Origin of the sequence: Shimia sp. R10_1 (assembly GCF_017744095.1) — a bacterium.
Classification (GTDB): domain Bacteria; phylum Pseudomonadota; class Alphaproteobacteria; order Rhodobacterales; family Rhodobacteraceae; genus Shimia.
In genome coordinates this window covers 296,792-309,244 of the sequence record NZ_JAGHQX010000001.1, presented here as the reverse complement: position 1 = coordinate 309,244, position 12,453 = coordinate 296,792, and the positions used below count along the sequence as shown (strand labels likewise).

The following is a 12,453-nucleotide window of genomic DNA, read 5'->3' as shown; positions in this document are numbered from 1 at the left end:
TGGTGACAGGCCGTTATTGCAGAGCTTGGCAAGAATCTGGCGTCTGTATCATACCTTCTCCAAAAACGCGATCTTTGCCCGATGCGCCAATGTCTCGCGTCACCGATGAAAGATCTGCACGCATTTCTTCAGCGCTATAGGCGACCCAGTTTTTGTTGGCGGCCACAGCAGCGGTCACAAAGGGTGTTGCGGCAGACGTGCCGGAAAGTATGCGCGGACCGGTGTCATCGTGAAGGACAATATCAACTCCCGGTGCGGCCACATCAATATGATCGCCACGCACCGCCTTGCTATAAACCTTCAGGTCTTGATCCAGCGCCGTCACAGCCAGCACAAAGGGAAAAGCTGCGGGGTATTGCGGTGGCGCCGATGCACCTTGATTGCCTGCAGCGGCCACAAAGACCATCCCATCGTCAGCGGCCCGCCCCATGCCTCGATTGAGCAGCTTGTTGCGCGGCCCCGCGAGGCTGATGTTCACCACGCCAACATCTTGTGTCGCCAGCCAGTTCACCGCTTGCAGAATCGCCGTCACACCGGCGGTGGCCTCGTCTGAAACAGAACTCTCCACAACGCCCGCGCTGAAAAGCGTCGCATCGGTGAGCCGGCCGTCCCCGACCAAAAGCTCCGCCATTTGCGCCCCATGATCTGACACAACGCCCTGCCCGACCGTGGCGAACGCTTTCTGCCTGATCAGACCGTTGCCAAGCAATGGGTGCTGCGCAGGCAGAGCCGCATCAATCATCCCAACACGCTGAACAGCCTGACAGCCCGCTTCTGGCCACCCAATCAGCGCATTTGCATAGGTTGTGCCACCGGGCGCAAACGGGCTCGCCTGCAGACGATAAAGATGATGCGCCCCTGCGGTAACACCCGGCACGGCCGCTTCTATCTGCTCAATGGCATCCGGGATGGTGAGCCCCTCCGGAATCGTCAGTGACACAAGGACATCCCCCAATGCCTCAAGCTGGCGCACCGATCGCGTGACATACCCTAAGGTTTCGGCCCGTTCGATCAAAGTGTCAGGTGACTCTGCCACCAACACGATGAGCTCACTTTGGTCGCGCACATCGGCGCGCGCAACTTTGGCTGGCTGCTGCGCAGCACAGGCGACCAGCAGAAACACCCCAAGAAGAAAACCAAACGCTTTTGACATATTTGTCACCTCATCACGGCGCTTCGCCACACACTAGGGCTGCGCCACAAAGGACACAGCCAGCGCCGCGTCGAGCAATGCTTTGCCTGCCTCCCACGACTCTGCCGTTTCAAACCTTATTCGATAAAGTCCTGCAGCACTTGGGCCATCAACAATTTGCGCACCGGCAGTTGCCAGAAGCGTCGCCACGGTTGCGATTTGTGCATCTGGTTCAAAAGCTACGGCCAATTCAAAGCCTTCGCCTGCCTGCGATGCGGTGTGAAAACGCGCCTCCTGCGGTGCCACTTTGGGCATGAGCAGCAGCGCACCCTGTGCGATCACAGCGACTCCCAGGGCTATGGCAGCAACGCGCCAATAATTTGGTGTGGCGCGATTTTGAAGCAAACGCTCTTGCGGCGCATCCGACATAGCCGCTTCCAAGCGTCGCCAGCCTAGCTCTCCCGGTGGCGAAACCGGCGCCGCCTTCTCCAAAGCGGGTCTTATGCCACGCAACAGCGCGATCTCAGCTCGCAAGGCCGGTGTCACCGCCATGTCGCGTTCTATCGCTTGTGTCAGTGTGTCACCGGCTTGCCCTCGGACGTAGGCGTCCAATTGCTCGTCGCTGTAGGCGTGTTCCCAAGTGTCACTCATCGGTCACCTCGTGCTTTTGCCAACCTTGCCATAGGTCGGCGGACCGCTCCCAAAGGTTCAAAATCATTTCGCCCCTCTTGTGAGACACCGCATCAACAGCTGTTTGGCATGAAATATGCGCGACTTTACAGTTCCGGCAGGCACCTGCTCGACGGTGGCAATTTCATCATAGGTCAGCTCTTCAAAATAAGCCAAATGGATGGCCGCACGCTGATGTTGGCCGAGCTTTTCGATACAGACACGCAGACGCGCGGCATCCTGAGCCGCAGCAACGATAATTTCGGCATTCGGCGTGTCATCGGGGACAGTGGTGTCTGCCTCTCGCAGATCAACACGTCCATGTTTGCGCAGGTGATCCACAATCTTGTTGCGGGCGATTGAGAGCATCCATGACCGAAGCGAAGCCCGGCCCTGATATCGCTCTGCCGTGCGCCAGACGGTCAGCATCGTTTCGTGAACAATGTCATTGGCCTCAAACTCATCACGCAGGCGGCTGCGCACAAACCGCCAGACCGCCTCGGAATGGCTCTCATAAAGCGCGCGCATGGCCTTCACATCACCATTTGTGACACGCGCCATTAGTGCTTGATCTCGATCCGGGTCTCTGGCGGTCGTCATGATGCCCCTGTGGCGACATTGCAGTAAAAACGCCCGCAGCCTCTTCCACCCAAGGCTGTGCTGTCAACCGTACGCAACGGTCTGGCGGCCCTTCAGGGCTTTGAAACATGCAGTCACAGATCACTCTTGCGTGAGAGCGCATCATGTAGCCAAAATGCGAAGGCTGAAGAAAATTACATTTTCTGCAAACAGCCTCTGGACGTCCCCGAAAACCATAGCTATACCGCCCCACATCTGCTGAAGCACTTTCGCAGATGTAGATGTTCCGGCGTAGCTCAGCGGTAGAGCAGTTGACTGTTAATCAATTGGTCGTAGGTTCGATCCCTACCGCCGGAGCCATAAAAAGCCCTTAGGTCTCAACGACCTGAGGGCTTTTTTGTTTGTGTCGCCATGACCCTTCCGCGACCAGACGCCGAAAGGGTGACCTCAGGCGTCTGGCAGTTGGATTTAGTCTGTAGAAGGCGCATAGCTCGCGGGATCCACCTCTGACGGGCGCCCGGGCAATGCGAGTTGTGCGATCTGCGGTTGGTTGCTTGCAATCACGCGTCCACCTCTGATCACGGACAGGCGATTGGCGCGCAGACGGATCGCTTCGATTGGATCCTGCGCCTGCAAAAGCACCATGTTTGCCTGACAGCCCGGTGCGATGCCATAACCCTCAAGCCCCATAATTTTAGCGGAATTGGTTGTGACCGCCTCAAAACACCACGCCATGTCCTCACGGCTCGATAGCTGCCCCACGTGCAGCCCCATGAAAGCCACATCCAGCATGTCAGCCTTGCCCAGTGAATACCACGGATCCATCACACAATCAGAGCCAAAGCCAACAGTGATACCGGCATCACGCAGCTCGCGCACGCGGGTCTGGCCGCGCCGCTTGGGATAGCTGTCGTGACGCCCCTGCAGCATGATGTTGATCAGCGGGTTGGGAATGGCATGCACACCCGCCTCCACCATCAGAGGAATGAGCTTTGAGACATAGTAGTTGTCCATAGAATGCATCGAGGTCAGATGCGAACCCGCCACCCTGCCCTGCAATCCAAGCCGCTGGGTTTCATAGGCCAGCGTCTCAATATGTCGGCTGTGCGGATCGTCACTTTCATCACAATGCATATCCACCATCAGGCCACGATCAGCCGCAATTTCACACAGCTGGCGAACGGACTCTGCGCCATCTGCCATGGTGCGCTCGAAATGCGGAATACCGCCGACCACATCCACGCCCATATCAAGTGCGCGCACCGTATTGGCCATTGCCGTTGGGTCCCGCAGCACGCCATCCTGCGGGAAGGCCACAAGCTGCAGATCAATGTAGTCTTTGACCTGCTCACGCACCTCCAGAAGCGCCTGCACGCCTTTGAGCTCATCATCGCAGGTGTCGACATGCGTGCGGATCGCGCCCAGCCCCATGGAGACCGCCAAATCGCAATAGCGCAGTGCGCGGGCGACAATATCATCCACGCTCTGAATCGGTTTGAGCTCTCCCCACAGCGCGATGCCTTCCAGCAGCGTGCCAGAGACATTCATACGGGGCGTGCCAAGGGACAGCGTTGCGTCCATATGAAAATGCGGATCTACAAACGGCGGCGCCACAAGGTGGCCTTCGGCGTCAATCATCTCTTTGGCATCTGCCGTGATCCCTGCCTCTACAGCCGCGATCACGCCATCTTTTACCGCAATATCCAGCCGCTTGCGCCCATCAGGCAAGGTGGCGTTTTTGACAATCAAATCAAACATGTCTGATCCTTAACGTTGGCCCTTGAACCACGGCGACAACAGCGCGCGCGGATAGTCGGCGCGACGAGCGGCCACAACAAGAGCGAAAATGGAAAGCACATAGGGTGCTGCAAGGAAGGCCTGACTGGGGATCACGGCACCCACTTCAGTCTGCAGTCGCACCTGTAGCGCGTCAAAGGCACCGAACAGCAATGCCCCCAGCAGAGCTTTGCCCGGTCGCCAGCTGGCAAAGATCACCAGCGCAATACAGATCCAACCGCGCCCATTCACCATGCCAAAGAAAAACGCATCAAACGCCGACATGGTCAGAAAAGCACCGCCCAAAGCCATCAGCGCAGACCCCGCCACAACCGCGCCGATGCGCAGCCCGTAAACGGAAAGCCCCTGTGCATCCACACTGTCTGGATTGTCACCCACCGCTTGAATCGCCACGCCCAGCGGGGTGCGATACAGCACATACCAGATCACCACCACCATCAGCAGCGCCAGCCAGGTCAGCGCGGTCTGTTGAAAGAGCACCGGCCCAAGAAAGGGAATGTCTGACAGCACCGGGACATCCAGCGCACGAAAAGGTTCAATCCGTGGCGGTGAGGAGACATTTGGCAACGCCGTGCGATAGGTGAAATAGCTCACCGAGGTGGCAAAGAGCGTGACCCCTAGGCCGGAAACGTGTTGGCTGAGGCCCAGTGGCACAGTTAGCAAAGCATGGATCAGCCCAAAAAATGCCCCAGCGCCTGCTGCGACAAGAACACCACCCCAAAGCCCGGCACCGAGCCAGACAGCCATCCAACCAGACATGGCTCCGGCGACAAAGATGCCTTCGATGCCGAGATTGAGCACGCCCGATTTCTCACAAAGCAGCGCGCCCAGCACCCCAAAGATCAGCGGCGTGGCAATCCGCAGTGAGGCCGCCCAGAAGCTCTCGCTCAGCAAGATATTCAGAATATCCATCATGCGACCTCTCCTTTCGCAGGGGCCACACGAGCAAGGCGGAAACGGGCAAAGAAGCCTCCGATCAGAACGCACAACAGCGACATGGCGACCACAAGGTCTGCCAGATAGGATGACACGCCCATGGCGCGGCTCATGGAATCTGCCCCAACAAAGACCGACGCAATGAACAAAGCAGAGATCACCACCCCAACAGGGGACAGGCCTGCGAGCATAGCCACCACGATCCCCGTGTAGCCAAAACCCGGAGAGAGATCCGCGGTCAGATAGCCTTTCAGCCCCGCCACTTCGCTCACCCCCGCCATGCCCGCCAGTGCGCCAGAGACAATCGCCACGCTCATCATGGTACGGTTCACCGGAATGCCCGCATGGCGCGCGGCGGCGGCGTTTTCTCCAACAGCGCGCAGTTTGAAGCCCCAGACCGACCGCGTGAGCATGAACTGCGCCACCACCGCGCAGACCAGCGCGATGATCAGCCCGCTGTGAACGCGCATACGCTCCATAAGCGGCGGCAACATGCCCTGATCTAGGATCGGCGCGCTTTGCGGCCAGCCCAGCCCCATCGGATCCTGCAACGGTCCTTCCAGCATATATTGCAGGAAAATCAATATGATGAAGTTCAACAGCAAAGTCGTCACCACCTCATCTGCGCCAAAACGGGTCTTCAGCGCGGTGGACGCCACCATACCTGCCGCCCCCGCAGCACAGCCGCAGAGGATGATGGTCGGAACCAACACAATGGCGGGCACATCCAGAAAACCTGCACCCACGGCCACTGCGGCCATGGCGCCAAGGTACAGCTGGCCTTCTGCACCGATGTTCCAGAGACGTGCGCGAAACGCGAGCGCAGCCGCAAGCCCCGTGAAAATCAAAGGCGTAGCGCGGGTCAGCATCTCAGTGAACGCAAAGGTCGAGCCAAACACCCCGCGAAACATCTCGACATAGGCGGTTGATATATTGGCGCCCGCAAAAGCCAACGGCACCGCCGCCAGCACGAGGGCAATCAGCGCTGAAAGGACGGGAATGCCCAAAGTGAGCGCGCGCGAGGGCGCGCTGCGGGGCTCGATGCGGATCATGCGTGTTCTCCTGCCATCATCAGGCCGATTTCCTCTCGGTCTCTTGTGTGCGCCTCGATCAACTCCCCATCATGGATCACCATGATGCGGTCAGACAGACCGAGCAGTTCGTCCAGATCCTCAGAGATCAGCACCACCCCTGCGCCCTGTATACGGGCGTCCAGCAGGCGACGGGCCACCTCTGCCGCGGCCCCCATATCGAGGCCACGCGTGGGTTGATTGGCGAGAATGAGTTTTGGGGACTGCTCAAACACCCGCGCAAGAATAAGCTTCTGAATATTGCCACCAGACAGCAATCTGGCCCGTGCGGTCACACCTGGCCCCCGGACATCATAGGCTTCGGTAAGCCTTGCCGCGTTTTCAGAAATCGCTTCACGTTTCAGGATGCCGCCCGACTGCACCTCCGGGTCTTGGAGCCGCTCAATCACCATGTTCTCGGCCACACTCATAGAGCCGACAATCCCATCATGATGCCGATCTTCCGGGATCCGTCCCACGCCCGCTTTGATCATTGTCGCAGGGTTTGCGTGGGAAATGGCGTCGCCGTCGATCTTGAAAATCCCACTGCTCGGTACATTCAATCCAGAAATCAACCCAGCAAGCGCGCTCTGGCCGTTGCCCGAAACGCCTGCGATGCCCAGGATTTCATGTCGCGCGACCTGAAAGCTCACATCTGTCAGGCTGTCCCGTTTAGAGCGCCCGGTCACAGACACGTTTTCAAGCGTCATGATTGGCGCACCGGGCGCCATCTCTTCACGCTGCGTTTCGGGTGTATCTGCGCCCACCATCATGCGTGCAATGCTGCGTTCATCTGCGTCTTTGGTGGCGATCTCGCCCACTTTCACGCCGTGGCGCAGCACTGCGATCCGATGGGAAAACGCCAAAACTTCCCGCAGTTTGTGCGAAATAAAGATCACAGACAAACCGCGCTTCGTCATCGCGCCTATGTTCTCAAAAAGCGTGTCTGCCTCCTGAGGCGTCAACACGGCTGTTGGCTCGTCCAGCACCAGAATGCGCACATCGCGATAGAGCGCTTTCAGGATCTCAACACGCTGCCGCTCCCCCACGGACAATCGCCCAACGGGCACGTCCAACGCGACTTGCAAGCCAGTGTCAGACATAATCTTTTCGATCTTGCGAAGCGCAGCAGATCTGTTACGGCGCAACCGCCACAGAGGTTCTGAACCCAGCACAATATTGTCGAGCGCATTCAGGTTTTCAGCCAATGTAAAGTGCTGGTGCACCATGCCAATGCCCGCCGAAAGCGCGGCCTGCGGGTGGCCAAGCGTCAGAGGCTCAATCATGCCAATTTCATTGCGCACATCTATGGCGCCACTGTCCGGCAAGTAGTGGCCGAAGAGCATATTCATGAGCGTGGTTTTGCCAGCGCCATTTTCCCCCAACAACGCGAGCACTTCGCCCTGGTGGAGATCAAGGCTCACATCGTTGTTGGCCACAACCGAGCCAAAACGCTTGGAGAGCCCTTTAAGGGATAGAACAGTTGTCTGTGTCATAGGTGTGTGAGGTCGGCTTATCGCCGACCTCCTTCATCATCAGTTGTCAGACACAGGGCGTGCGTCGTTCACGTTCACGCGGAACAGACCGTCCATGATCTCGCTCTCTTTGGCGCGCACGGCGTCAACAACCTCGGCAGGCACCAATGCGTCATCCAGCACCAGAGACCCACCGCCATAAGCCATAAAGCTGTATTGGCCGTAGTCTGCGGCCTCAAAGCTGCCAGCTTTCACATTGGCGATTGCCTTGTCGATGGTGGCTTCCATATGCCAAAGCGCAGAGGCCAGAATGGTGCCCGGATAGTCACCGGAGGTGTCGATCACGTTGCCCACGGCTTTCACACCGCGTTCAACAGCGGCGTCAGACACGCCAAAACGTTCTGCATACATAACGTCCGCACCCGCATCCATCATGGCAAAAGCGCTTTCTTTGGCCTTGGGCGGATCGTACCAGCTGTCGATGAAGTTCACGATGAACTTGACCTCTGGGTTCACCTCACGCGCGCCATCCATAAAGGCGTGCATCAGACGGTTCACCTCTGGGATCGCATAGCCGCCAACCATACCGATCACATTGCTCTCGGTCGCCTTGCCTGCGATCATGCCGGACAGGTAGCTTGGCTCGTGGATCCAGTTGTCAAAGACAGAGAAATTCGGCGCCACCGGACCAAAGGAAGACCCCATCAAGAAAGCCGTATCGGGATAGTCTTTCGCAACTTTGCGCGCAGCGCGCTCCAAAGCAAAGACCTCACCCACAACCAGCTGCGCACCCTGCTCTGCATATTCACGCATCACACGCTCGTAGTCAGAGTTGGCGACGTTTTCTGAGAAAGTATATTCAATGTCGCCCCGCTCTGCGGCGGTGTTCAATGCAGTGTGAATGCGGCTGATCCACTGCTGTTCTACGGGCAATGTGTAGATCGCTGCCACCTTCACCGCATCCGCCATCGCCGCACCAGCGCCTGCCAGCAAACCAAAGCCTAAAGCCGACGCCATTAAGACGCGCCGGTTCAAATTCCCAAATGTTTTCATCGTTTTCCCCTGTTGATGGTGCATCATCCAAACCGATAGGTGTTTTACTTCTTGGTCAACAAACAGATGCGCACGCGATAACACGACACACCCTACTCCATCAGTTTTGCCAGAAAAAGTGGCAATGCGCCAAAAAGATAGCAGCGCGAACATGGCGCCGCCCGTCAGCGTCAACGCCATGCAAAGAGCCACGCACCAATTGCATACGGGCGCGACGATACTGTTCGGCAGTCCTCCGGCTTAGGAAGGCTGCCAGCCCGCACTGTGTGCAAAACGACCTATTGTGCGCCGCAAACGGTGTCTCGTGCGACCATCTTTCCAAGCATAAACTTTTTGTTTGACAGCAGCCCTTTGCAAAATTAATGGCCAGAAAAGTTTCCTTCAGCGCAAGGCTGAGGAACCTCTAGGGAGTTCACACAGATGAAATGGCTTCATCTTCGTAATGCAGGACAAATTGAGCCCGCGTAGTTTTGCGCGATAGCGAAATCGCCTGTACTCTCCTTCCATCCTATCAAATATCAGCTAAGGTTTGTTCGCATGTCTCATGAACAGCCGCTCTCTGACTCCATTTACGGCATTGACCGTTGGAGCAAAGGACTGGTCACCGTTTTGCAAAACGGTGATGTCGCGCTTTGTGATCCGGCCAACCCGGATGCAAAACCAATCAGCCTGCCCGGCATTCTCGAGGACCTCCAGCAACGCGGCATCGCAAGCCCGCTTTTGCTGCGTGTGAAAAGCTTCCTTGAGGCTGAGATCCGGCACCTGAACGAGAGCTTCATAACGGCAATCACCAAAACCGGCTATCGCGGCAGCTATCGTGGGGTGTTCCCAATCAAGGTCAACCAGCAGTCGCAGGTTGTGGATCGGATTGTTGATTTTGGCCGCCAATATGAATTTGGCCTTGAGGCTGGCAGCAAGCCGGAGCTGGTGATCGCACTGGCACACCGGCTGTCCAAAGAAGCGCTGATCATCTGTAACGGTGTGAAAGACGCGGAATTTGTGCGCCTCGCCATCCTATCTCAGCGCCTTGGTTTCAACACCGTCATCGTTCTTGAAAGCCCAAAAGAGGCGGAGATCGTGATCGAAGTCGCGCGAGAACTGGGCATCGATCCCCTGCTTGGCGTGCGCGTAAAGCTCACCAACCAGATCAGCGGCAAATGGCAAAGCAGCTCCGGGGATCGCTCTGCTTTTGGCATGAACACAGACCAGCTTTTGCGCGTGGTGGACCGTCTGCGCGACGAAAATCTGCTGCATTGTCTGAAGCTGCAACACTCCCATCTCGGCAGTCAGGTGCCTGACGTGAATGATGTTCGCCGCGCCGTATCCGAGGCCTGTCGTTATTTCATTGAACTCACCCGAGAGGGTGTGCCGCTCACCCATCTTGATCTCGGCGGCGGTCTGGGTGTGGACTATACGGGCGAAAAACGCGCCTCTGAAAACTCGATCAACTACACCGTCGAAGAATACTGCGCCAATATCGTTGAAACCGTTGGCTACGCCATGGACGAGGCGGATCTGCCCCATCCGGTATTGGTCACGGAAAGCGGCCGCGCGGTCTCTGCCACCTCATCGATGCTGGTGTTTGATGTGCTCGAAAGCACGCTCTATGACGCACCCGACGCGCCAGAGGTGCAGCCAGAGGATCACCATTATGTCACAGATCTGGCCGCCATCGGCGGCTATCTGGTGGCAGAGCGTGTTCAGGAATGCTGGAATGATGCGCGGTTCTACCGGGATGAACTGCGCGCACTTTTCCGCCGCGGCCATATCGACTTGCGTCAAATGGCCCGCGCCGAACGGATTTTCCTACGCCTGATGTCCGACATAAAGGTCATCGCACGCGAAAGCGAACCCAACAGCGATCTGGACCGTGAATTGCAGCAGGTGGCCGATGTCTACCATTGCAACTTCTCACTGTTCCAATCCCTGCCGGACGTTTGGGCGATTGACCAGCTGCACCCGATTGTGCCGCTACAGATGCTCAATGAGATGCCAGACCGCCGCGCGGTGCTGTCTGACATCACCTGTGACAGCGACGGCAAGATGGACAAATTCATCCTTGCAGGTGACATCGCGCCCTCCTTGCCAGTGCACACCCTGCCCGAAGACCGCCCCTATTACCTGGGTGTGTTCTTTGTGGGCGCTTATCAGGAAACGCTGGGCGATCTGCACAATCTCTTTGGAGACACCAATGTTGTGACCATCGATCTGCGCGCCGATGGCGGCTTTGACCTGCTGCATGAACAGGAAGGCGACACCATCGCTGAAGTGCTGTCTTATGTGGAGTACGACCCAGCCGACTGCATCGCGGCCTTCCGCAAAATGGTGGACGAGGCGATCTCTGCCGGCCGTCTGCAATCCAATGAACGCAAAACCCTCATCGGCGCGTATCGCGACTCGATGAATGGCTACACTTATTTCGAATAACCCTCATCAGTCAGGAGACGCTCATGGGAAAAACTCTTGTTGTCGGGGCTGGCGGCGTCAGCCACGCTGCGGTCCACAAAATGGCGATGAATGCCGATATCTTCAGCGAGATCACGCTGGCGAGCCGCACGAAATCCAAATGTGATGACATCGCCGCAAGCGTGAAAGAGCGCGTGGGTGTGGAGATCAAAACCGCAGAGCTCGATGCCATGGATGTGGCGGCCACGGTTGCCCTGATCAAAGAAACCGGTGCGGAGCTTCTGGTGAACCTCGCGCTGCCCTATCAGGATCTGGTGCTGATGGATGCCTGTCTCGAAGCAGGCTGCCACTATCTGGATACCGCAAACTATGAGCCCGAAGATGTGGCCAAGTTCGAATACCACTGGCAGTGGGCCTATCAGGACAAATTCAAAGAAGCGGGTTTGACCGCCATCCTCGGCTCTGGCTTTGATCCGGGCGTGACCTCTGTGTTTGCGACTTGGCTGAAAAAGCACAAGCTCGACACCATCCGCCAGATCGACATTCTGGACGCCAATGGCGGCGACAACGGGCAAGCTTTTGCCACCAACTTCAACCCGGAGATCAACCTGCGCGAAGTGCTCGCCGAAGTGCGTCACTGGGAAAACGGCGCATGGCAGCACAGCCCGGCGCTGACCAACAAGGTGGAGTTCGACTTCCCCGGTGTTGGCACAAAAAACATGTACCAGATGTATCACGAAGAGCTGGAAAGCCTCTCCACCCATTTCCCAGAGATCGAGCGCGCACGTTTCTGGATGACCTTTGGTGATGCCTACATCATGCACGCTACTGTACTACAGAACGTCGGCATGACCCGCATCGATCCGGTGATGCATGACGGCAAGGAAATCATTCCGATCCAGTTCCTGAAAACCCTGCTGCCCGATCCCGGTGATCTGGGCGCGCTGACCAAAGGCAAAGCCTGCATTGGCGACATCGCAACGGGTCAGGCCAAAGATGGGTCGGGCGAAAAAACCTACTACATCTACAACATCTGCGACCACGAAGAATGCTATGCAGAGGTTGGCTCTCAGGCCGTGTCCTACACCACCGGCGTGCCCGCAATGATCGGTGCGGCACAGGTTCTCAAAGGCAACTGGAAAGAGCCCGGCGTGTGGAACATGGAGCAGCTGGACCCTGATAACTTCATGGACATGCTGAATGCACACGGCCTGCCTTGGCAGGTGCACGAACTCGATGGCCCTGTCGACTTCTAAACCCTCTCAGCGGCGGTCTGAACTGGGCTGCCGCTTCCTCTTGCCCAAAATATCCCGGGGGAGTCACCGCCTGCGGTGAC

At 57.4% G+C, this 12,453-nt stretch carries 10 protein-coding genes and 1 tRNA gene; 3 read left to right on the top strand and 8 right to left on the bottom strand.

Features of this window, described 5'->3' with window-relative positions; all coding sequences use genetic code 11:
- Positions 1 to 13 precede the first annotated feature (13 nt).
- From J7413_RS01410 to J7413_RS01400, 3 genes are all read right to left on the bottom strand, one after another.
- The gene (locus J7413_RS01410) at positions 14 to 1,153 is read right to left on the bottom strand and encodes a S8 family serine peptidase (protein ID WP_209095693.1); all 1,140 of its coding nucleotides are present in this window, start codon (positions 1,151 to 1,153) and stop codon (positions 14 to 16) included.
- Between the two features lie 33 nt (positions 1,154 to 1,186).
- Positions 1,187 to 1,783 (bottom strand): hypothetical protein, encoded by a 597-nt coding sequence (locus J7413_RS01405; protein WP_209095690.1) that lies wholly within the window; start codon positions 1,781 to 1,783, stop codon positions 1,187 to 1,189.
- Between the two features lie 63 nt (positions 1,784 to 1,846).
- On the bottom strand, positions 1,847 to 2,401 hold the full coding sequence (locus J7413_RS01400; RefSeq protein ID WP_209095689.1) for a sigma-70 family RNA polymerase sigma factor: 555 nt from the start codon (positions 2,399 to 2,401) through the stop codon (positions 1,847 to 1,849).
- 264 nt (positions 2,402 to 2,665) lie between these two features.
- Here J7413_RS01400 and J7413_RS01395 point away from each other — a divergent pair.
- Positions 2,666 to 2,740: transfer RNA gene (locus tag J7413_RS01395), tRNA-Asn, on the top strand.
- Between the two features lie 108 nt (positions 2,741 to 2,848).
- On the opposite strand, the gene J7413_RS01390 is transcribed toward J7413_RS01395, so the two are convergent.
- From J7413_RS01390 to J7413_RS01370, 5 genes are read right to left on the bottom strand one after another with little or no spacing between them, the layout of a single operon-like run.
- Positions 2,849 to 4,138: an amidohydrolase family protein gene (locus J7413_RS01390; RefSeq protein ID WP_209095688.1), complete on the bottom strand. Its 1,290-nt coding sequence runs from the start codon at positions 4,136 to 4,138 to the stop codon at positions 2,849 to 2,851.
- A gap of 9 nt (positions 4,139 to 4,147) precedes the next feature.
- Positions 4,148 to 5,089, bottom strand: coding sequence for an ABC transporter permease (locus J7413_RS01385; protein ID WP_209096715.1), 942 nt, complete (start codon positions 5,087 to 5,089; stop codon positions 4,148 to 4,150).
- Positions 5,089 to 6,162, bottom strand: coding sequence for an ABC transporter permease (locus J7413_RS01380; protein WP_348538719.1), 1,074 nt, complete (start codon positions 6,160 to 6,162; stop codon positions 5,089 to 5,091). The genes J7413_RS01385 and J7413_RS01380 overlap by 1 nt, the downstream gene beginning before the upstream one ends.
- Positions 6,162 to 7,679, bottom strand: a complete 1,518-nt coding sequence (locus J7413_RS01375; RefSeq protein WP_209095686.1) for an ABC transporter ATP-binding protein — start codon at positions 7,677 to 7,679, stop codon at positions 6,162 to 6,164. Before J7413_RS01375 ends, J7413_RS01380 begins: the two co-directional genes overlap by 1 nt.
- 39 nt (positions 7,680 to 7,718) lie before the next feature.
- On the bottom strand, positions 7,719 to 8,711 hold the full coding sequence (locus tag J7413_RS01370; protein ID WP_247743277.1) for a BMP family protein: 993 nt from the start codon (positions 8,709 to 8,711) through the stop codon (positions 7,719 to 7,721).
- A 537-nt stretch (positions 8,712 to 9,248) separates the two neighbouring features.
- Here J7413_RS01370 and speA point away from each other — a divergent pair.
- Both speA and J7413_RS01360 read left to right on the top strand, forming a co-directional pair.
- Positions 9,249 to 11,138: a biosynthetic arginine decarboxylase gene (gene speA, locus J7413_RS01365; protein WP_209095684.1), complete on the top strand. Its 1,890-nt coding sequence runs from the start codon at positions 9,249 to 9,251 to the stop codon at positions 11,136 to 11,138.
- Positions 11,139 to 11,161: 23 nt separating this feature from the next.
- A complete protein-coding gene (locus J7413_RS01360) occupies positions 11,162 to 12,373 on the top strand; it encodes a saccharopine dehydrogenase family protein (RefSeq protein ID WP_209095676.1) in 1,212 nt (403 codons plus the stop codon).
- The last annotated feature ends 80 nt before the right edge of the window (positions 12,374 to 12,453 follow it).

Coding starts and splice junctions, on each gene's coding strand:
- speA (WP_209095684.1), top strand. CDS start 9,249: ATGTCTCATGAACAGCCGCTCTCTGACTCCATTTACGGCATTGACCGT.
- J7413_RS01360 (WP_209095676.1), top strand. CDS start 11,162: ATGGGAAAAACTCTTGTTGTCGGGGCTGGCGGCGTCAGCCACGCTGCG.
- J7413_RS01370 (WP_247743277.1), bottom strand. CDS start 8,711: ATGAAAACATTTGGGAATTTGAACCGGCGCGTCTTAATGGCGTCGGCT.
- J7413_RS01375 (WP_209095686.1), bottom strand. CDS start 7,679: ATGACACAGACAACTGTTCTATCCCTTAAAGGGCTCTCCAAGCGTTTT.
- J7413_RS01410 (WP_209095693.1), bottom strand. CDS start 1,153: ATGTCAAAAGCGTTTGGTTTTCTTCTTGGGGTGTTTCTGCTGGTCGCC.
- J7413_RS01390 (WP_209095688.1), bottom strand. CDS start 4,138: ATGTTTGATTTGATTGTCAAAAACGCCACCTTGCCTGATGGGCGCAAG.
- J7413_RS01385 (WP_209096715.1), bottom strand. CDS start 5,089: ATGGATATTCTGAATATCTTGCTGAGCGAGAGCTTCTGGGCGGCCTCA.
- J7413_RS01400 (WP_209095689.1), bottom strand. CDS start 2,401: ATGACGACCGCCAGAGACCCGGATCGAGATCAAGCACTAATGGCGCGT.
- J7413_RS01405 (WP_209095690.1), bottom strand. CDS start 1,783: ATGAGTGACACTTGGGAACACGCCTACAGCGACGAGCAATTGGACGCC.